This is a genomic window from Limisphaera sp. VF-2 (assembly GCF_049537125.1).
Taxonomy (GTDB): Bacteria; Verrucomicrobiota; Verrucomicrobiia; order Limisphaerales; family Limisphaeraceae; genus Limisphaera.
Map to the genome: position 1 here is coordinate 437580 of NZ_JBMVQY010000002.1, position 20189 is coordinate 457768.

16 protein-coding genes and 1 tRNA gene are annotated in these 20189 nt (G+C 62.9%); 14 read left to right on the forward strand and 3 right to left on the reverse strand.

All coding sequences use genetic code 11. From position 1 onward, the window contains the following. Positions 1-164 precede the first annotated feature (164 nt). The 7 genes from ACPDIT_RS09120 to ACPDIT_RS09150 all read left to right on the forward strand — a co-directional run bounded on the left by ACPDIT_RS09120 (position 165) and on the right by ACPDIT_RS09150 (position 9736). Entirely contained in the window at positions 165-470 is a 306-nt protein-coding gene (locus tag ACPDIT_RS09120; RefSeq protein ID WP_423442892.1) for a putative quinol monooxygenase, read from the forward strand. Positions 471-573: 103 nt separating this feature from the next. Continuing rightward, complete coding sequence (gene argA, locus ACPDIT_RS09125; protein ID WP_423442893.1) at positions 574-1854, forward strand: amino-acid N-acetyltransferase; 1281 nt, start codon at positions 574-576, stop codon at positions 1852-1854. A gap of 44 nt (positions 1855-1898) precedes the next feature. Then, a complete protein-coding gene (locus tag ACPDIT_RS09130) occupies positions 1899-3188 on the forward strand; it encodes a glycosyltransferase (protein ID WP_423442894.1) in 1290 nt (429 codons plus the stop codon). A gap of 690 nt (positions 3189-3878) precedes the next feature. Then, the gene (locus tag ACPDIT_RS09135) at positions 3879-5537 is read left to right on the forward strand and encodes a TolC family protein (protein ID WP_423442895.1); all 1659 of its coding nucleotides are present in this window, start codon (positions 3879-3881) and stop codon (positions 5535-5537) included. Beyond that, positions 5521-7527 (forward strand): efflux RND transporter periplasmic adaptor subunit, encoded by a 2007-nt coding sequence (locus ACPDIT_RS09140; RefSeq protein WP_423442896.1) that lies wholly within the window; start codon positions 5521-5523, stop codon positions 7525-7527. Before ACPDIT_RS09135 ends, ACPDIT_RS09140 begins: the two co-directional genes overlap by 17 nt. Before the next feature lie 7 nt (positions 7528-7534). Next, positions 7535-8248 (forward strand): ABC transporter ATP-binding protein, encoded by a 714-nt coding sequence (locus ACPDIT_RS09145; protein WP_423442897.1) that lies wholly within the window; start codon positions 7535-7537, stop codon positions 8246-8248. A gap of 144 nt (positions 8249-8392) precedes the next feature. Further along, complete coding sequence (locus ACPDIT_RS09150; RefSeq protein ID WP_423442898.1) at positions 8393-9736, forward strand: ABC transporter permease; 1344 nt, start codon at positions 8393-8395, stop codon at positions 9734-9736. Positions 9737-9895: 159 nt separating this feature from the next. Here ACPDIT_RS09150 and ACPDIT_RS09155 read toward each other — a convergent pair whose 3' ends face one another. Then, positions 9896-11266, reverse strand: coding sequence for a cytochrome ubiquinol oxidase subunit I (locus ACPDIT_RS09155; protein WP_423442899.1), 1371 nt, complete (start codon positions 11264-11266; stop codon positions 9896-9898). Between the two features lie 89 nt (positions 11267-11355). Here ACPDIT_RS09155 and ACPDIT_RS09160 point away from each other — a divergent pair, with 89 nt between their 5' ends. Then, positions 11356-12279 carry a deoxyribonuclease IV gene (locus ACPDIT_RS09160; RefSeq protein WP_423442900.1) on the forward strand — a complete coding sequence of 308 codons (924 nt, stop codon included), beginning with the start codon at positions 11356-11358 and terminating at the stop codon, positions 12277-12279. Positions 12280-12282: 3 nt separating this feature from the next. On the opposite strand, the gene ACPDIT_RS09165 is transcribed toward ACPDIT_RS09160, so the two are convergent. Next, positions 12283-12376: transfer RNA gene (locus tag ACPDIT_RS09165), tRNA-Ser, on the reverse strand. A 990-nt stretch (positions 12377-13366) separates the two neighbouring features. Then, entirely contained in the window at positions 13367-13792 is a 426-nt protein-coding gene (locus ACPDIT_RS09170) for an isochorismatase family protein (RefSeq protein ID WP_423442901.1), read from the reverse strand. Positions 13793-14563: 771 nt separating this feature from the next. On the opposite strand from ACPDIT_RS09170, the gene ACPDIT_RS09175 reads away from it, so the two are divergent. The 6 genes from ACPDIT_RS09175 to ACPDIT_RS09200 all read left to right on the forward strand — a co-directional run bounded on the left by ACPDIT_RS09175 (position 14564) and on the right by ACPDIT_RS09200 (position 20174). Further along, entirely contained in the window at positions 14564-15721 is a 1158-nt protein-coding gene (locus ACPDIT_RS09175) for an RHS repeat domain-containing protein (RefSeq protein WP_423442902.1), read from the forward strand. Between the two features lie 79 nt (positions 15722-15800). Further along, a complete protein-coding gene (locus ACPDIT_RS09180) occupies positions 15801-16235 on the forward strand; it encodes a hypothetical protein (RefSeq protein ID WP_423442903.1) in 435 nt (144 codons plus the stop codon). Between the two features lie 160 nt (positions 16236-16395). Further along, positions 16396-17634 carry an RHS repeat domain-containing protein gene (locus ACPDIT_RS09185; protein ID WP_423442904.1) on the forward strand — a complete coding sequence of 413 codons (1239 nt, stop codon included), beginning with the start codon at positions 16396-16398 and terminating at the stop codon, positions 17632-17634. 2 nt (positions 17635-17636) lie between these two features. Next, positions 17637-18113 carry a hypothetical protein gene (locus ACPDIT_RS09190; RefSeq protein ID WP_423442905.1) on the forward strand — a complete coding sequence of 159 codons (477 nt, stop codon included), beginning with the start codon at positions 17637-17639 and terminating at the stop codon, positions 18111-18113. A gap of 420 nt (positions 18114-18533) precedes the next feature. Further along, the gene (locus tag ACPDIT_RS09195) at positions 18534-19757 is read left to right on the forward strand and encodes an RHS repeat domain-containing protein (RefSeq protein ID WP_423442906.1); all 1224 of its coding nucleotides are present in this window, start codon (positions 18534-18536) and stop codon (positions 19755-19757) included. Positions 19758-19766: 9 nt separating this feature from the next. After that, complete coding sequence (locus ACPDIT_RS09200; protein ID WP_423442907.1) at positions 19767-20174, forward strand: hypothetical protein; 408 nt, start codon at positions 19767-19769, stop codon at positions 20172-20174. Positions 20175-20189: the final 15 nt, after the last annotated feature.

Genomic DNA, 20189 nt, shown 5'->3' on the forward strand with positions numbered 1-20189 from the left:
TCGGTGGATGCCGCCGCGCGGACACCGGCTCAGGCGGACCCGGTGACCCTTTGGGCGCTGCCGGTGGCGCGCCGCTCGGCTGGGGCGGGGCGGGCCATGGGATGGTTGCTATGCGCCGGGTCCTTGCGTTAAGGTCCGAACGCAAACGAGACAACGACGCCCATATGTTGGTGGTTCATGTGCATGTGCAGGTGAAACCGGAATGCATGCAGGCCTTCCTGGATGCCACGCTGGCCAATGCGCGCGAAAGCCTCAAGGAACCCGGCGTCGCCAGGTTCGACGTGTTGCAGCAGGAGGACGATCCCACCCGGTTTGTGTTGGTGGAGGTCTATCGATCCGCCGAGGCCCCCGCCGCGCACAAGGCCACCCCGCATTATGCGGCCTGGCGGGATGCAGTCGCCCCCATGATGGCCGTGCCCCGCAACAGCGTGCGTTACCGGAATTGTTTTCCGCCGGACGAGGCATGGTAGGACCCGATGCGCCGGAGTGGCAAAGCACCGGACGGGACCGGGCTCCCGAGGGGAACCGTGGGGCGGTAACCCGCCGTGGCTGCCTGCAGCGTGGAGGAGGGTTGTGAAACCGACCGATCTTCGTGGGATTCTGCAGTACGTCCCCCAGTTCCGCGAACGCACCTTTGTCATTGCGCTGGACGGGGCGGTGGTGACGGACGACAACTTTTCCAACCTGCTCTTGGACATCGCCGTCCTGCGCTCCCTGAACATTCACGTGGTGCTGGTGCACGGCGCCTCGGCGCAGATCGAGGCCCTGGCCCGGGAACAGCAGGTCCGGGCCTCGGACCTGGACGGGGACGGAATCACGGATGCGGCCACATTGCGATTGGCCTTGACCGCGGCCAACCGGCTCACGCACGAGATTCTCGAGGGCCTGGCCGCCACCGATCTCCGGGGCGCCTGTCCCAACGCCATCGTGGCCTTTCCGGCCGGCATCCTCCACGGCGTGGACCAGTTGTTCACGGGCAAGGTGGAGCGCGTGGACACGGCGTTGCTGCAAACCTTGCTGGATCACGACATCATCCCGGTGATTCCCCCGCTGGGCTTCGACGGCGAAGGCCACACCTATCGGGTCAATTCCGACAGCGTGGCCCTGGCGGTGGCGACCGGTCTGAAGGCGGTCAAACTCATCTTCGTCACCACGCGGGATGCCCTCGAGCACCAGGGCAAACCCATCCGGCAGGCCATGGTGGCGGAACTGGAACAATTGCTGGCACAGGCCCCGGGCGGATTTCCCCCCGAGCTCCTTTCGAAGGCCCGTCACGCCGCTGCCGCCTGCCGCGCCGGCGTCCAGCGCGTCCACATCATCAACGGCCGCATCAGCGAAGGGCTGTTGGCCGAAGTGTTTTCCAACGAGGGCATCGGCACCCTGGTGTACGCCGACGAGTACCAGCAGATCCGCCGCGCGCAGAAGAAGGATGCCCGGACCATTTATGCCCTCATCCAGCAGGCAATGGCCACCGAGGAACTGCTGCGCCGCAGCCGGGCCGCCATCGAGAAACAGATCGGCGACTACTTCCTGTTCGAGATCGACCGAAACCCGGTGGCCTGCGTGGCCCTGCACGTGTACCCGGAAGAAGGCAAGGGCGAACTGGCCTGTCTGTATGTCAAACCCAGCCATGAGAACCAGGGCATCGGCCGCAAATTGATCCAGTTCATCGAAAACCGCGCCCGCGAGCTGGGTCTGCGGGAGCTGTTCGCCCTTTCCACCCAGACGTTTACCTACTTCCAAAGCAAGGCCGGCTTCAGCGAGGGCACCCCGGAGGACCTGCCCCCGACCCGGCGCGAAAAGTACGAACAGAGCGGGCGACGCTCCAAGATTCTGGTCAAAAAACTCCGGTGAAGATCGACGCCCCGACCGGCGCCCCCGTGCACGGCGCGAAACCGATGACCACCTGCATCCTCACCACCGCGACTCCGAAACGAATCGGATTCATCTCCACGCGCTTTCGCGGCACCGATGGCGTCACCCTGGAAGCGCGGAAGTGGGCGCAGATCCTCCAGAGCATGGAGCACCAATGCTTCTGGATGGCGGGGGAACTGGATGCGCCCGCCGAAATCAGCCACGCCGTGCCCCTGGCCTTCTTCGGCCATCCCGAGGTTGCCGAACTGCAGGCGCAACTGTTCGGCGTGACCACTCGATCCCGACAGCTCACGAACCGAATCCAGCACCTCAAGGAACGCCTCAAGGACGAAATCTACCGGTTCCTGGACCGGTTCCAGATCGAGGTGGTCATCCCGGAGAACATCCTTTCCCTGCCCATGCACGTGCCGCTGGGCCTGGCCATGACCGAGGTGCTGGCGGAAACCGGCTTGCCGGCCATCGCCCATCACCATGATTTCACCTGGGAACGAGAACGCTATGTGCTGTCGGCGGTGAACGATTACCTGCACGCGGCATTTCCGCCTTCGCTGCACCGCATCGAGCACGTCGTCATCAACTCCATGGCCCAGAAAGAGCTGGCCCGGCGTTGCAGCCTGCCCTCCGCCATCATCCCCAACGTCCTCGATTTTGAGACCCCGCCGCCGGGCCTGGACGAGTACAACCGGGATTTGCGGCAGGAGATCGGACTGACGGAGGAAGATTGGTTGATCCTGCAACCGACGCGCGTGGTGCCCCGCAAGGGCATCGAACACGCCATCGAGCTGGTCCGGCGCCTGAAAGATCCGCGGGCGAAACTGGTCATCTCCCACCCGGCCGGGGACGAGGGCAATGCCTATGTGGCGATGTTGCACGACCGCATCGCCGACGCCGGGATTGACGTGCGGTTCATCGCGGACCGGGTGGCGGAGCATCGGGGCCGAAACGCGGCCGGGCAAAAGGTGTACACACTGTTCGATGTCTATCTCCACGCCGACCTGGTCACTTACCCCAGCTACTACGAGGGCTTTGGCAACGCGTTTCTCGAGGCGATCTATTTCGGCAAGCCCGTCGTGGTCAACACGTACGCCGTTTACGCCCGCGACCTGGCCCCGCTCGGCTTCCGCACCATCTCGATGTCGAACCTTGTCACCCGCGACATCGTCGAACAGGTGCGCGAGATCCTGCACAACGCGACGCTGCGGCAGGAATGGGCCCGGATCAACTACGAGCTCGGGCTGAAATACTTCTCGTTCGCCGTGGCGCGGCGGAAACTGGCCGCCCGACTGGCCAATCTCTTTGGAGAAAGTCTCTGAACGCGCCCGCCCGAGGAGGCTGAGCGGGCTCCCGACGCCCACCGCGTCCGATCCCGGCGCGTGCGCCCGGGGCAGACGCGCTCGGGCGGGGTCACCGGCCCTGCCGGAACTGCCGCCGACTCGGCCCTGCGTTGCCCGGGGCCACAAAATGGCGCCGACCTCGTCCCGGCTGCTGGTGTCGCGACCGGAGCCACGGGTTGAGGCGGCCCAAAGGGCCGCCCGATGACCTCGAGGAGAGCCGGTGCACTTGGGCAGTGCTTGCGGCTTGAGGAGTTTCTTGCACGGACGTCGGCCCCCGGGGGCTGATCAGCCCGGACTCCTGTGCGATGCTCCGGAAGCCGGCACAGGCTCGGATCCCGGCACGGCCCGCCCCGGGAACTTTCCGGGCCCCACGGCCGGGGCCCATCGGCCGCATTGCGTCGGCCACACGTTTCGGAGGTGACTTGGCTCCTCGATTGGATTATCGCATAAGGGGTAAGGGGCCCGGCGCGCCGTGGGGAGGGCCGCAGGGTGGTGTTCCCGAAGCCAGGTTTTGTCCGACTCTTGAACAGTCTGGGAATCCGTAAGGTCCAAACGAGGGGCGCTATGTCGCGTGCGGATACTGGCTGCAAATCGGACCCGGCCTCACGTTCTCGACGTTGGTTCCAATGGAGGGGTTCCATTGCCATCGCGGCCCTGGCAGGGGCGCTCTTGGAGACCGGTTGCACCACGGCCCACTACCGCGACGCGGCCGACCGGGCTGCGTACGACGTCATCCGGGAGAAAAGCCCGCTGGTGCCCAACATGGATCCCAATTTCACGCTGGAACGGACGAATCTGATCCGGTGGGACTCGCTGCCCGTCAATGAAAAGGTGGAGGAGTTTCTCGGACCGGATGGAGAAAGCGAACGCGGCGCCCGAATCGTGCGACTCGAGGACGCCCTTGCGCTGGCCGTGACCCACAGCCGCGCCTATCAAGCCCGCAAAGAACAACTTTATTTGTCGGCCCTGGCCCTGACGCTGACCCGGCACAATTTTCGACCGCTGTTCGCGGCGCGAGGGCAGGGCACCTTCGGCGGCCAGACCGAACGCGCAGTCCGCTACGAACTGGATCAGACCACGGGCGAGCTGCGCCCGGTCCTCAGTGATGCCCTGGTGGAGCAGCGGAGCGTCAGCGGGTCCGGTGCCGTGCAAGCCTCCTGGCTGATCCAGGACGTGGGCCGCCTGAGTGCCTCGTTGACCACCTCCTTCCTCCGGTTCCTCACCGGTGGCCAGCGTCCGTCGTCCCAACTGACCGCCACCTTCGTACGTCCCCTGGTGCGCGATGCCGGTTACCAGCAGCAAATGGAGGCACTGACCCAGGCGGAACGGCAGATGCTCTATGACCTGCGGGACTTTGTGCAGTACCGGCGCGATTTCAGCGTTCAGGTCGCCTCCGCATACTACAACGTGCTCGGAGATCGGGACCGGGTGCGCAACGCCTATCTGAATCTCCAGAGCTCCCGGCGCAACGCGGAACGCACGCGTGCCCTGGCCGAGGAAGGCCGCGTGACCCAGAGCGATCTGGGGCGCCTGGCCCAACAGGAACTCTCCGCCGAAAGCGCCTGGATCAATGCCGTCCGCAACTACAAGCAGTCGTTGGACAACTTCAAGCTCCTGCTGGGATTGCCGCTGGACGCCAACATCGTGCTGGACGACCGGGAGCTGGAAACTCTGCAGATCAAACACCCGGACATCAGTGTGGAAGACTCCATCCGGATCGCCCTGGCCGCTCGGCTGGATTATCTCAATGTGCAGGATCAGTTTGCAGATGCAGAACGCAGGGTTCGTTTGGCCGCCAACATGCTCAAGCCACGCGTCGATCTGACCACTTCCGTCACCCTGCGCAGCGATCCCGACGACACCACGGGATTGCCGTTGCCCGAGACCGGTCGCTACAGCTACAACGCGGGCCTCGAGATCGATCCCGGATTGGACCGCACCAGCGAGCGCAACGCCTACCGAACCGCCCTCATCAGTCTGGATCAGGCCGCACGCCGCGTGGAACAGCGGCAGGACGAGATCAAGCTCCAGGTCCGCGACAGTTGGCGGGCCCTCGACCAAGCCAAACGGAATTACGAGATCAGCGAGATTGGCGTGCGCCTGGCGGAACGCCGCGTCGAAGAGCAGAACCTGTTGGCCGAGCTGGGCCGCGCGCGCGCCCAGGACCTCGTGGACGCCCAGAACGACCTGGTCAATTCCCGCAACCAACGGACCCAGGCCCTCGTGGCCCACACCATCGCACGGCTGCAATTCTGGAACAACCTGGGTATCCTTTACATCAAGGACCGCGGTCAATGGCAGGAGGTGGAACATGTCCAGGCTCCTTGATTGGCGACAATGGTGGACCCAACACCCGCGGGCGCGTTGGGGGATCGCCGCCCTGGCCGTGGCTCTGCTGGGCTGGTGGCTGATGCGGCCGGGATCGACCGGCGAGTCACAGGGCGCCACGTTTGCCGTCCGGCGCGGCCCCCTGGAGATCACGGTCCTGGAGTCCGGCAGCATCGAGGCCCTCGAATCACAGGAAATCAAATGCGAGGTGCGGGTTGGCTACCAGGGCACCAAAATCCTCCGCATCGTGGAAGAAGGCTACCTGGTCACCGAAGAGGACGTGCGCCAGGGCAAGGTGCTGGTGGAACTGGATGGTTCGGAAATTGAAAAGCAGCTTGTGCAACAGGAAATCCAGTTCCAGAACGCAGCCGCCAGCCTGGCCGACGCCGAGCAGAACTATCAGATCCAGCTCAATCAAAACCTGACCGACCTCGCGGCAGCACAGCAGAAAGTGCGGTTTGCCCGCATGGACTTCGACAAGCTGCTGGGCGACCAGGTGGCCGAGGCCATCCTGCGCCAACTCGGCCTGGATCTCATCGTGGCCAGCGTCATGACCAACTCCCTGACCACCACGAGCCCGGGCGGTGTCCCGGAATCGTCCACTGCTGCACTCGCCCCGAAACTGCACGCGCCTACCCGGGACGGCGCAGGTGCCGCCCCCCGCCTCCAGGGATCCTCGAGCCCGGGGGACACGGTCGAGGGGGCAGACGGACAGTCCCTGCCCGTCCTGGCGCAGTTGCCGGAGCCCGTGGAAATCTCATCCTCGGGTCAGGTGCCGAGAGCTGGATTGCTGCCTTTCAACGGCGTCTCGCCCCTGCCCACCGAAGCCAGTCTTCGTCTGCCCTCTCCGCACGAGGTGGACTTTTCCCGCTACGCCAGTCTGGATGCCTTGGGCGATGGAGAGGCCAAACAACGACTGCGCAAGCTCGAAGACGACCTCCAGGTGGCGCAGAAGGAGCTCGGCCAGGCCACGGTGACGCTGGAAGGCACCCGGCGGCTCTTCGAAAAAGGCTTCGTCACCCGCAACGATCTGCAGCGCGATGAGATTGCCTACGAAAACGCCCGACTCAAGGTCCAGACCGCCGAAACCGCTCGTGCCTTGTACTTGAAATACGAGTTTGCTCGAACCGCCGAGGAAACCCTCTCCAAGTATCTCGATGCCATTCGGGAGCTGGACAAGACCCGCCGTCAGGCCCTTTCCCGGCTGGCCCAGGCCGAGGCGCGCCTCCGCTCGGCGCAGGCCCAATACGAGGTCCAACGCCGACAGCGTGAGGATCTCCGGGACCAACTGACCAAATGCGTCATTCGCGCCCAGAAACCCGGCCTGGTCGTGTATGGCAGTGGACGCGACGATTACATCTACCGCGATGAAGACGCCATTCGGGAAGGGGCCACCGTCCGCGAGCGCCAGACCATCATCACCATTCCGGACATGACGCGCATGGCCGTCACCGTTCGCATCCATGAAAGCCACATCAAAAAAATCCGCAGGGGTCAGAAAGCCCGCATCACGGTGGACGCCTTTCCGGACCTCGTGCTCACCGGTGAGGTCACCCGGGTGGCCGTGCTGCCGGACTCCCAGAACCGATGGATCAACCCGGACATGAAGGTTTACCGAACGACCGTGACCATTGACGGTGTTCACGAGTGGCTGAAGCCGGGCATGAGTGCCAAAGTGGAGATTCTGGTCAACCGGTTGGAAGACGCGGTGTACGTGCCGGTCCAGTGCGTCGTGCCGGCCGAACGGGGGCACGTCTGCTACGTGGCCCGCGGCCGCCGCGTGGAACGCAGACCGGTGCAAATCGGCGAGTTCAACGACGAGTTCATCCAGATTCGCGAGGGCCTGCGCGAAGGCGAACTGGTCCTCCTGCGGCCCCCGGTGTCCCTGGAGAGCCCGGGGGGCCGGCCGGAGGAGGAGGGAGAAGCCTCCCCGGCACCGGCCCGGGCGGCGCAACTGCCCGGCCCACCAAGCCCGCCCCGGCGAAGCTGACCTTTCCATGTCCCCGCCCATTGTTCAGCTGGAGCAGGTACGCAAGCACTACGAAATGGGCCCGGTGGTGGTGGAGGCCCTGCGCGGGGTCTCCTTCGTGATCCAGCCGGGAGAGTATGTCAGCATCATGGGCCCTTCCGGTTGCGGCAAATCGACCTTGCTGAACGTGCTCGGTTGCCTCGATCGCCCCACCTCGGGCCGTTACTGGCTGGGGGGTCAGGACGTGTCCGCCCTGGACGATGACGCCCTGTCGGCCATCCGCGGTTCGCGTTTGGGCTTTGTCTTCCAGTCGTACAACCTCATCCCGCAACTCACCGTCCTCGAAAACATCGAAGTACCCCTCTTCTACCAGGGCTGGCCGGAGGATCGCAGCCGGGAACGGGCCCGCCAGATGGCGGAGCGGGTGGGCCTGGGCCACCGACTGCACCACCGGCCCTACGAATTGTCGGGTGGGCAACAACAACGCGTGGCCATCGCCCGGGCCCTGGTCAACGATCCGCTGTTGATCCTGGCCGATGAACCCACGGGCAACCTCGATTCTGCCTCGGGTCGGGAAATCCTCGAGCTTTTCGATGAGCTCCATGCCCAGGGCAAAACCCTGATTTTGGTCACACACGACCCCGGAGTGGCCGATCGGGCCCAGCGCACTCTGCGGATGCGCGACGGGTTGGTGGAAAGTGACGTCCGTAAAACCGCTCCGGTGACAGTTCCGACCGCATGAGCCCGCCGTGGTTCATCTGGCGTCCGTGGTTGTTCACCGGGCTTCCCACCCGGGGAGAGGCCCCGCGCCTGCTGGCGCGGCTCCGAGGTTGCGGTTGGACGCGATCGCCCGGAACCCGGCATGCTCTTCGGAGGACTGAGCCTGGTGAACACTGACACGATCCAGTCCGGCTTCTCGCATCCCGCGGTCTGGAGCCGGTTCCGGCGGACGCTGCGGCTGGGGATTCGCAGTCTGTGGCTGCATCGGTTGCGGTCTCTGCTGACCGTGCTGGGGATTGTCTTTGGCGTTTGTTCGGTGATCGCCATGCTGGCCATCGGGGAGGGCGCTAGTTACGAGGCGCAGGAACAGATCAAAAACCTCGGCAGTCAGAACATCATCCTGCGCAGCGTCAAGCCGCCCGAGGATCAAAAACTGACGGACCAGGCCACGCGGAGTTTCGTACTGCAGTATGGTCTGACCTACACCGACCTGCGGCGCATCCGCGCCACGATTCCCGGTGTCACCATCGTCGTACCGGCCCGGACCATTCGCGAATACGCATGGAGCCGGACCCGTCGGGTGGACTGCGAAGTCGTGGGCACGGTGCCGTGGTACCCGGAAATGCGCAATCATCAGGTCGCGCAGGGGCGCTTCTTCAACGATTGGGACATGGAGACACGGGCCAGTGTCTGCGTCCTGGGGTCCGAACTGGTGCCGCTGTTGTTCCCCTTGGAATCACCGTTGGGTCGGGAACTGCGCGTCGGCGGGCACTACTACCGGGTCATCGGAGTCATGAGCCCGCGTCCGATTGCCGCGGAGGAGGAATCGGATATGCAACCCTCAAACCCCGGCCAGGCCGGCCGCGCCGGCATCCCCCGGCTCTACATCCCCCTGGAGACCGCGCGCATCCGCTACGGGGAAACGCTGATCCGGCGGCGGGCCGGCAGCATTGAGAGGGAGCGCGTGGCCCTGCACGAGGTGATCGTCAAGGTGCATCGGCAGGAAGACGTGATGCCCGTGGCAGAAGCCATCCGGCGTGTCCTGGAGCACGGACACGGCAAGCGCGATTATGAAATCATCATCCCGCTCGAACTGCTCAAGCGGGCCGAACGAACCAAACAGATCTTTAACATCGTGCTCGGGTCGATTGCCGCCATCTCCCTGCTGGTCGGCGGCATCGGAATCATGAACATCATGTTGGCCAGCGTCACCGAACGCACCCGGGAAATCGGGATTCGCCGTGCCCTGGGGGCGCGGCGCCGTGACATTGTGCTGCAGTTTCTGGTGGAGACAGTGCTGCTCAGCGCCTCCGGGGGCCTCCTCGGCGTGTTGTTGGGAGCCGCCATTCCCTTCGTGGTGACGTGGACGGCGGGCATGAAAACATTGATTACCTGGTGGTCACCCGTCCTGGCCTTTACCATCTCGGCCCTGGTGGGCGTCGTGTTCGGCCTTTATCCGGCCCTGCGCGCCGCGCGCATGGACCCGGTCGAGGCGCTTCGACACGAATGAACGGCTCGGGGGTTGCCGCGTGAACCCCGCCAGCGCGCCGAGGCGGCCGGGCCGTCCGGGGCTCCAGACCACGAGGGGCCGGATTCGGAGTGCGCCTCCGTGGCCTTGCGCGATGGAAGCAGGAATCCGAGCTTTCTCACTCCACGGTCTGTCCCGATCTCAGGCCTTCTCTGGTCGGAATGGCAGAGCCAGCTTTCCGGTCGGGATCAGGTCCGCCTCATCTGGGCCATGCTGAATCTTCTCGTTGAGCAGGTAGAGGAACACGGCGAAGAGCAGCAGGTAGATGAACGTGAACAAGAGTAGCGACGCCAGCACCACGTCGGCTTTGAGATGGGGTGACACGCCTTCCGCCGTGCGCATCAACCCGTACACGATCCATGGCTGACGCCCGGTTTCCGCGGCAAACCAGCCGGCCTGATTGGCAATTTGCGGTCCGAGCACGGAGAACACCAACACCCACAACAGCCACCGGTGATTTTCCAGCGTGCCACGAACAGCGTGATAGCACCCCACCAGGGCAATCCCAATCAAGGCAAAACCAACCGCCACCATCAGGTGGTAAAACTGGAACGAGCGGTTCACCGGGGGCCAGTCCTCGCGGGGAAATTCCTTCAAGCCGGTCACCGGTTGGTTCACATCGCCGTGTATCAGCCAGCTCAGCAAACCCGGGATGGCCAGCCCGTACACCTTCTCCTCCTTTTCGTTGACCCACCCGAACAGATACAAGGGCGCGCGCGCGCTGGTCTCGAAGTGCCCCTCGAACGCGGCCAGTTTGGCCGGCTGATTCCTCGCCACGCCGACCGCGCTGATGTGGCCCGTGACCAGTTGCAACAACGACGCGACCAGGCCAAAAGCCAATCCATACTTCAGACATTGCCGGGCAAAGTCGCGGTGCCGCCCCTTGAGCAGATACCACGCTCCCACGCTGACCACCAGGAACGCGCCAGCCTGCCAGCACCCGCAAATCACGTGCGACAGCCGGTGCATCGCAGAGGGATTGAACACCATCGCCCAAAAATCCGTGATCTCCGCCCGCGGCCCCAGGGGCGTCTCGACGATGTGATACCCCGCCGGTGTTTGCATCCACGAATTGGCCACCACGATCCAAATGGCGCTGAAGTGGGCCCCCAGACAGACCATGCACGTGGCCAGGAAATGCGTGCCCCGCCTGACCTTGTCCCAGCCGAACAACAGGACCGCCAGGAAACCCGACTCCAGGAAAAAGGCGAAAATCCCTTCCGCCGCCAGCGCGCTCCCAAACACATCCCCCACAAACCGGGAATAATTGGCCCAATTGGTGCCGAATTCGAACTCCAGGACGATGCCCGTGGCCACCCCGATGGCGAAGGTCAGCGCGAACACGCGGGTCCAGAAACGCGCCAGTTGGTGGAAGAGCGGGTTGTTGGTTCGGAGCCAGAGCGACTCGAAAATCACCAGCATCACACCCAGACCAATGCTCAGGGGCGGATACAGGTAGTGAAACGCGGCCGTAACCGCGAACTGCACCCGTGATAAGGTAACGACGTCCATAACGGTGCACAAATTGCCCGAGGCTGATGTTTCGCGCAACCCGGCTCCGGCGCATCGACAGGCCCGGCCGACCCTCGCTACCATCGCGCATGCTTTTGGGAGCCCATTGCTCGACGGCCGGCGGGCTGGTCACAGCTCTGGACCGTGCCCGGCGCATCGGTGCCGACAGCTGCCAGCTGTTCGTGAAAAACAACATGCAGTGGCTGGCCCGGCCCCTGAAGGAGGAAGAGGCGGCGAACTTTCGCGCCGCGGCGAGGGCCTCGGGGCTGGCCTGGATCTTCGCCCACGCCGGCTACCTGATCAACTTGGCGGCGCCGGACTCGGCCAATCGGCAGAAATCCATCCGCTCCCTGATTCAGGAGCTGGAACGGACAGCGGCGTTGGGATTGCCCTTCCTCGTGCTCCACCCCGGTGCCCATTTGGGGGCCGGCGAAGAAGCGGGGTTGCGACAGGTCGTGCGCGCCCTGGACGAGGCCTTCGAGGCCACGAAAACGGCGAAGGTCCGAGTGGCCCTCGAGAATACCGCCGGTCAGGGGACCTGTTTGGGAGCCGAGCTGTGGCACTGGGCCTGGGTGTACGACCGCGTGCGGGATCCGAAGCGACTGGCCATCTGCGTGGACACGGCGCATCTGCTGGCGGCCGGCCACGACATCCGGTCGCCTGCAGGCTGGGACCGGGTGATGGCCGAAGTGGATCGCACGGTTGGACTGGACCAGATCGTGGCCTTTCACCTGAATGACTCGAAGGCCCCGTTGGGATCGCGCGTGGACCGGCACGAACACATCGGACGCGGCCATGTGGGGCTGGATGGCTTCCGGCACATTGTGAACGACCCGCGTTTCGAGCGGCATCCTGCCTGCTTGGAGACGCCGAAATCCGAGGATCTACACGAGGACGTGGAGAACCTGGCCGTGCTCCGATCCCTTTGTCGGGGACCCGGGAAACCACCGCTAACCAGCAGCGCGGGTGTGCGTCAAGTCCGGCCGCGGCCACAGGCCGGGTCTCGAAAATAAAACTGGCGGAGAGAGGGGGATTCGAACCCCCGATACGGGTTTAAGCCCGTATAACGGTTTAGCAAACCGTCGCCTTCAGCCACTCGGCCATCTCTCCGTCCTGTGCGGGCCGCTGCGGAACCGGCGTTCCAAATCTTTTGCAGCACAAGAGGAGGCTGCACTGTGGCAAGCCGTCCCCAGCCAACCGCGTTTCACCATACCCGCCCGCGCCACCCGGAGCAAGGCCAAACTCCGAGGGCGCGGGAGGGGAGCGCAGGACAGTCGTTGAGCACCCACGGCGGGCGAGGAAAGAAACCGTAAACCTACCCAGCTGAAGGGGCAAAGGCGGGGCGGGCCAGGGCGATCCGCAACCCGGAGTGGCGCAAAATCGAGTTTCCAATGGCCATTATTGTTCCGGCCCAGCGCACCTGGTCCAACCCGCGCCCGGCTTGCCACCTCCAAACCCATGAGGGGAGGCCAGGATCGCTTGCCAAATCCGCTCTTGACACGACCAAGAACTCAACGCTCCGCACGATTCCGCAATCCGCTCAAAACGGAACGGCACTGTCGGTCTCGCATGGATTGGACGGCCGCGATCCCGCCGCATCCGTAGCGGTGATTTCCAACCTGGCGGGCTGCAGCCTCCCCGTCCGCAGACTCGTATCCGCCGACATCGTCGGCGGATCGGATCAGGATTGTTTTTTCTTCTGCGTGTTCTGTGTGCTCTGTGGGCTTTTTCTTTCTGTGTGCTCTGTGGGCTCTGCGCCTCGTAGCCGCCGCCTTGAGGCGGCGGACGCCAACCAGATTCTTCTCTTCAGCCCACAGATCACGCAGATCACTCAGAGGGCCTTTTGGATGGCCCATGGAGCACGCACATGGGCAATGGCGGTGGGCTGGCATCGACCAACCCGCTGCCTCCGCAGTGGAGGTTTCCAACCTGCCGGACCGCGGCCTTCCCGTCCACAGACTCGGAGCCGCCGACATCCATCGGCAGACCCTGCCAGCATTGTTTTTTTTCTTCTGCGTGATCTGTGTGTTCTGTGGGCCTTTTCTCTTGGCGTGCTCTGTGGGCCGAGTCTCCTAGCCGCCGACCTTCGGCGCCTCGCGGTCACTTCACAATCTCCAGAATCGCCTTGAACGCCGGCGCCTCCGCAGTCTGCAACAACTCGAACAGCGCCATCTCCACGCAGGTCCATCCCACCCCCGGTTGCTGCAGCTTGGCCAGCGCAAGTGCCTTGTGCTCCGGATTGCGAGAGGAGACCGCATCCGCAACCACTTCCACCTCGTACCCCGCAGCCGCGAGTGCTCGCGCCGTCTGATAGACGCACACGTGCGCTTCGATTCCGGCCATCAACACCTGGGGCCGAGCTCCCGCCTCGAGCACGCGCTGAAAGCCGCCGTCCGCACAACAATTGAAGGTCATCTTCGTCACCGGAGTCTGGTCGGTCAGTAACTCGCAACTCCGCCACCGTGGGGCCCAGTCGTGCCGGGTTTTGCTCGGCCCACACCACGGGCAGGCCCAGCACCTTGGCACCGCGCACCAGACGCTGCAGCTGTTGAACCAGCCTCTCGCGCTCGTGCATGACCCGGGCCAGCCGTTCCTGCACCTCTCCCCGAACCACAAAGGTCTGCTCGAGGTTCAACATGCCACGAATCAGGGTGCCCTCTCGGAGCGCCAGTGAAAGGCAGATTGTCCGGGCGCTGATCGAACCCTTGCGATGTTTGCGCACGGGTCACGGCGATGCAGAGCGAGGAGAGAGCGACGAAACCCATTTGCGTTTTTGCCGCGGTCCCTTCGCGGAGCCCGGCTTCGGGTTGGTCCTCGGAGTTGGGGGCAGTGGCGGTGGAACGGACGGTCGAACCGGTCCGTGCGGCGCGCCCCATGGCCGTCGGGGTTGCACCCCGTGGCATTGGGGGCCAGCGAGTGGATTCGGCCCAAACCAGTTCAGCCCCGCCTCGTGAAGGCTGCTCCCCGGGTCGGGGCCGATGTCACCTCGCCCTGGTGCCCGGTCTTTGCCGGCGGCTGAGTCAAGAGCATGAGCACGGTTTTCGCACCCGCTTTGGTCCGGTGACCCGCGCCTCAGCCGGGATTGGCCCTGACCGGAGGTCGTACTGCGGCCGACGCAGTGCGGGCCCTGCCGGAAAGTGCGGACCATTCGTTGCGCTGGCGGTGCGGCAGGGGCGGTACCGGTACGGGGAGGCGCAGGTGAACCACCGGAGACAAATCGGTAGCCGCCGACGGAAGTCGGCGGAAATGTCTCGCAGCAACTGGCGGACGCCCAAGCGCACAGGTGGATTGGCGGGCGTGACGAACCTGGGGGTGGTGCGGGGCAATCCGGACCGGGTGCAATCGGAGGTGCGGTCGGACTTTGTGGCACAGACTCCCGAAACCCTGATCTATGACGGGCATGGCAACCTTGTGCGGGACGGGCGGTGGGTGTACAGTTGGGACGCGGAGAACCGGCTGGTGCGGGTGATGAGCTACGGGACGAGCGATCGGGCCGGTTGGCGTCGGGTGGACTGGGCGTACGATGCGCTGGGCCGGCGGATCCGGCAGACGAGCTACGTGCTGAGCAACGGGGTTTGGGTGGTGACGGAGGACCTGAAATTCGTGAGCGATCCGGTGTGGTTCGGCCGGCACCTTGCAGAGTTGAACGCTACGAACCACGCGCTGGTGCGCAGCTACGTGTGGGGCCTGGACCTGAGCGAGACGCTGGACGGTGCCGGTGGCGTGGGCGGCTTGCTCTGGGTTCGGATGGCGAGCGGTCAGGCCTCGGGGACGGATTTTGTGACCTACGACGGCAACGGGAATGTCTGGCAGTTGGTTTCCGCCAGCACCGGCACGGAGACCGCCCGTTACGAATACGGCCCCTTCGGCGAACCCCTGCGCACCACCGGCCCCGCTGCTCCCTTCAACCCCTTCCGGTACAGCACCAAACGCACAGACCCGGCAACGGGGCTGGTACTCTACGAATACCGCGCTTACAGCCTGAGCTTGGCAAGATGGTTGACCCGAGATCCGTTGGCAGATGAAAGTTTCATCTCTTTTTATTCCACCGGAAAGCCTCTAAGAGACCAAAAGCTCTTGAGAGCCGAAAGCTTGGGCCCACCATACGGATGGGTTGCTAATAACGGTGTGAGCCGCGTGGACGTTCTTGGCCTGAGGATCGAGGCGGCGTGGTGCCAACAGTGGTTCACGAGGTGCGTGAGTGACAATCTGCAGAACCTCCGAAGCTGTTTGGGCTGCACGGGGCCAAGTATCGGAATAGGTCTTGCCGCCTGCGTCCTCGGCTGCTTAAAGTGGCTACCTTCTGGACATTACGCCACCTGTGTCGTGCTTTGCGCCGGAGTCGACAGCATCGTGTTCCTCGTCTCAAGCGCACGGTGTCTTGACGCCTTCAATGACGGCTTGGAGCAATGCCAGAAAGGCTATGAACGCTGTATGGAGCGGGTGACTGAGTGACAGCATGCGACATCTTGGCACATCGCTGTTGTGGGCGTTGCCCTATGTAGCCGGCATTGGCATCTGGGTAAGGTGCTTTGTGTACATTCGCAAGCATTCCCTCAGTGTGGGCAGTTATGACCAGCGTGCTGCGATGCATTTCATGGCCTTTCCGGTTGCTTGCCTAGTTGGGATGGCGACGACGCTCGGCCTCAGTATGGCGAGTGAACATCAAGCGGGCGAGTTGTGGCCATTTCTGCTATTGCAACTGCTTTCACTTCTCGTTCATCTTTATCTGGCGTACGTAGTTGTTTTTTATGCGGCGTGGGTGTTTGTCGGTGTGTGGCGTGGAGGAAGCCACAGCGACCTGGTAGCGGCGCTGCGGAGTTCGTACCGGTCGCACCAGCAGCAGGAGCGCGGATTAAGGATGTGCTTCATCATCGTGGCGGCGTTCCTGGGGCTCTGTACTGGCTTGATCATGGGGATGGGGCTTGTCGCCCAGAAGGCCAGTCGTATACTGTTGCAGTTGCCCTGAGGCAGTGTTTCCTTCGCCTCAGTGACAAGGCGGAGCGCATGGTTTTGGAGGCCAGGCGGAAGTCAGACAGAGTCCATTTGCCGAGCGTTGCTGAGCGACGGGGAAATGTAAGTCTCCTGCTCGGGGGGCTCCTGGACACCTTCTACGGGACGGGCGGTGGGTGTACAGTTGGGGAGCGGAGAACCGGCTGGGGTGGGTGATGAGCCACCGGGCGAGCGACCGGGCCAGTTGGCGTCGGGTGGACTGGGCGTACGATGCGCTGGGCCGGCGCACGAGGCAGACTAGCTACGTGCTGAGCAACGGGGTTTGGGTGGTGACGGAGGACCTGAAATTCGTGAGCGATCCGGTGTGGTTCGGCCGGCACGTGGTCGAGCTGAACGCCACGAACCAGACGCTGGTGAGCAGCTATGTTTGGGGCCTGGACCTGAGCGAGACGCTGGATAGTGCGAGTGGCGTGGGTGGTCTGCTCTGGGTGCGCGTGACGAGCGGTCCGGCGTCCGGGACGCATTTCGTCACGTACGACGGCAACGGGAACGTGTGGCAGTTGGTTTCCTCCAGCACCGGCACGGAGACCGGGCGCTACGAATACGGTCCCTTCGGCGACGCCCTCCGCACCACCGGTCCTGCCGCCGCTTCTAGCCCCTTCCGCTTCAGCACCAAACGCACCGACCCGGCCACGGGACTGGTACTCTACGAGTACCGGTTGTACAGCCCGGCCTTGGGAAAGTGGCTTAGCCGCGATCCTGTCGTGGAGGCGGGCTTTGAGAGTGCAGGGCGCTGGCCTGGTCGTGCTCGGCAAGCAGAGAACAATCTGTACGGGTTCCTCTGCTGCGATCCTCTCGGCGCCTTCGATTTGCTCGGCCTCTACGAATACGAGTGGAAGGACAGCTTCAGTGAAGCGGAGAAGCAGGGAATCCAGAACTCGATCGCGCGAGTCAGGGACAGGGCCAAAGCGTTGATCCAGCAGATGGACGACAACATCAGCAAGCTTTCCAAGCTGTGTCGCTGTGCCGCGTACGCGAAGCTCATTAAAAATCTCGAACACCTCAAAAGGATCTTGGAGGGCATGGTCAGGGAGATTGAAGATCCCGGCTGGAATCTGGAAATCTACCGCGGGGATTTGGGAGACGTGTATGCGAAGTACTGGAACTCGCCGGTTCCTTGGTATGACGATGAACTCACTCTGGACAATGGATGGTTCAAGCAAAGCGCCAACGATCGAGACTCGACGATGTTTCACGAGATCTCACATGGCCAGGGAACTGATGACGAGACCTCAAATCCTTACAATGATGCCTACCTGCTTGAGGTCTTGATGCACGTTGACAAGGAGGACTGGATCGTCTTCAAGCGTGACAAGCAGAACGCCGACAGACAGTGCAAACCAGCGGGTAGATGACAATGTACGCGAAAGTTGCCGCGGGCGTTTTCTCCGCGCTCACGATCGTTACCATTGTTGTCTTGGCCTTTCCCCAGGTGGCCGCGACCTCGTACAGTTATTTCGACATAAATAGCGGCAGGGTGAAGGTGGTCTGCGTGAGCTTTGGCCGTATTTACCGCGAATCCATTGCAGACACCGAGTATTCTAAACTGTTAAAGCAGTATGGTGTTCACGAATTACCAGCGGACTGGAGGCTCGCGAATTCGAGAGAACTGGGGCTCAGACGGCTTCTCAAAACTCAGCACATGCACTTTCAATATTCGAGACTGCCAGCCGATGCGACGATGTTCGCTATCTGGTTACAGCTGGAGGACAAAGCGAACGAGGAAGAAAAGCGCAAACGGCTAAACACGTTTCGGACGCTTGTCCGTGAAGGGACACCTGAGCAGATACACAACTACGTAAGAGCGTTGGTACACAGTGGCGCCACCAAATAATCCGATACATCCGCGGCCGCTTGCAGCTCGCCGGTGATAGGATAGATGGCACGTAGGTAAACCATACGGACGTCGCGGGGTGCGATACCGCGTTACTTGCTACGGCTAGCGAGAATGATGTGTAACACCAGTACTGTATTTCATGGCAATTGTTTGCAGTGAACGACGAGCTTTGTCAGAAGAGTTGTCAGCCGCAGGCCGCGGGGCTGTGCGCAGGTGCTGAACGATGCCACCGACGCGCTCAGAATGGGCCTTAACATGGAGCTGCCGGATGGGAATAGCGGCTCTTGCTTCGGGAACTTGCCTAGAGAGAATGCCGAGGATCTGGTCGGGCGGCGGTCATGAACGTGGGCTGCGGCACCGATTGGCTTCGGGCGACGGCAGGAAAGCAGGATCACGGGTCAGGCGTTCGTGTCGAAAATGCGTGCGCGGTTTAGCTACGTTGCACATGGCAACCTTGTACGGGACGGGCGGTGGGTGTACAGTTGGGACGCGGAGAACCGGCTGGTGCGGGTGATGAGCTATGGGGCCAGCGATCGGGCCGGTTGCCGTCGGGTGGACTGGGTGTACGATGCATTGGGCCGGCGCACGAGGCAAACAAGCTATGTATTGAGCAACGGGGTCTGGGTGGTGACGGAAGACCTGAAATTCGTGAGCGATCCGATGCTGTTTGGCCGGCACATTGTGGAGCTGAACGCGACGAACAACGCGCTGGTGCGCAGCTACGTGTGGGGTTTGGATCTGAGCGAGACGCTGGACGGTGCCGGTGGCGTGGGCGGCTTGCTCTGGGTGCGGCTGGCCAGCGGTTCGGCCTCGGAAACGCATTTTGTGACCTACGACGGCAACGGGAACGTATGGCAGTTGTTTTCCGGCAGCACCGGCAGGGAGACCGCGCGCTACGAATACGGTCCTTTCGGCGAACCCCTCCGCACCACTGGCCCCGCTGCTCCCTCCCACCCCTTCCGCTTGAGCACCAAGCGGACGGATGCGCACAGCGGTTTGGTCCTTTATGAGTATCGTACTTACAACGCGGGCTTGGGGAGGTGGTTAAGCAGGGACCCTGTCAGGGAATGGGGAGGTCTCAATCTCTATGGCTACGCGGAGAATTCCCCGGTGAAGCGTTATGACCTCTTGGGCCTTACCATCCCTGGCATGTGCGCAGAGGCTCATCCGCCGTACTGTCCCTGCAAATGCATTAGTGTCACGGTGACCTTTTCGCCCGGGAACGACCAGTTTGAGTGGGGATGGGTCATTAATCTTGATGGGTCTTTGCGCTTTGGGAACAACATGCGCGTCGTCTGGAAGGTCCAAGGGCCAGCCTCCCGATGCAAGTACGTGCAGCGGGAAACTGGAGCCTTTCGGTGGTACAACCTCAGCAAGCCGACACAGCCCCCGAAAGATGCCATGTGGTCAGCCAGCCATGAAGTTGCAGACAGTCACGGCACCTGTAGATGGGGCCGGCGCGAGTACACCGACAGCATTGGTGCCACCTTCATATCGCCAGCGGATGATGGGTACTGGATTTCCGCGGTGGTGACTCCACCATCGATCACACTTGAATGCGTGTCGTCGGATGGAACGAAGCTGGTCCACCAACTGGAGGTTCCACCGCCTCCCGATCCTGGAAGGTTCCCTCCTCTCTAACTGTTGGAAATGATTCCACGCTTACCACTTGCTTTTGTCGGCAGCTGTATTGCGGTGCTTGGCCTAGTGTTCGTGGTGATGTCAGGCGTCCGCTATGAAGCGGCCCGCCGCGGGGATTTCTTTAGAGTGGGTAACGTCACGGACGTGGCGCAGACACTTGTCGAGCTAAAAACGCAAGCATCATTCGAAGCTGAGGTGGTGCACACTTTCGTACGCGAATCCACCAACATCGCGGCGGAACACGGGCTCACCAACCACAGTCCGCTAATTACAAATCTCTACGGGATAGTATTTCGTGTCCCTGACGGTCGCGAACGTACGGTAGCTGGAATGAATGCGCCAAGTAACGGCATAAGTTGTATAAAGCAACTGCAACCAGGGAAACGATACAGGTTTCCAGATGTATTCCTGCAATAAGGCCCAAGTCTGCGT

What these genes read in the sequence shown, in the direction of transcription:
- ACPDIT_RS09195 (WP_423442906.1), top strand. Translation starts at nt 18,534, where the DNA reads ATGCGTGCGCGGTTTAGCTACGTTGCACATGGCAACCTTGTACGGGAC.
- ACPDIT_RS09160 (WP_423442900.1), top strand. Translation starts at nt 11,356, where the DNA reads ATGCTTTTGGGAGCCCATTGCTCGACGGCCGGCGGGCTGGTCACAGCT.
- ACPDIT_RS09145 (WP_423442897.1), top strand. Translation starts at nt 7,535, where the DNA reads ATGTCCCCGCCCATTGTTCAGCTGGAGCAGGTACGCAAGCACTACGAA.
- ACPDIT_RS09190 (WP_423442905.1), top strand. Translation starts at nt 17,637, where the DNA reads ATGTACGCGAAAGTTGCCGCGGGCGTTTTCTCCGCGCTCACGATCGTT.
- ACPDIT_RS09120 (WP_423442892.1), top strand. Translation starts at nt 165, where the DNA reads ATGTTGGTGGTTCATGTGCATGTGCAGGTGAAACCGGAATGCATGCAG.
- ACPDIT_RS09140 (WP_423442896.1), top strand. Translation starts at nt 5,521, where the DNA reads ATGTCCAGGCTCCTTGATTGGCGACAATGGTGGACCCAACACCCGCGG.
- ACPDIT_RS09130 (WP_423442894.1), top strand. Translation starts at nt 1,899, where the DNA reads ATGACCACCTGCATCCTCACCACCGCGACTCCGAAACGAATCGGATTC.
- ACPDIT_RS09155 (WP_423442899.1), bottom strand. Translation starts at nt 11,266, where the DNA reads ATGGACGTCGTTACCTTATCACGGGTGCAGTTCGCGGTTACGGCCGCG.
- ACPDIT_RS09200 (WP_423442907.1), top strand. Translation starts at nt 19,767, where the DNA reads ATGATTCCACGCTTACCACTTGCTTTTGTCGGCAGCTGTATTGCGGTG.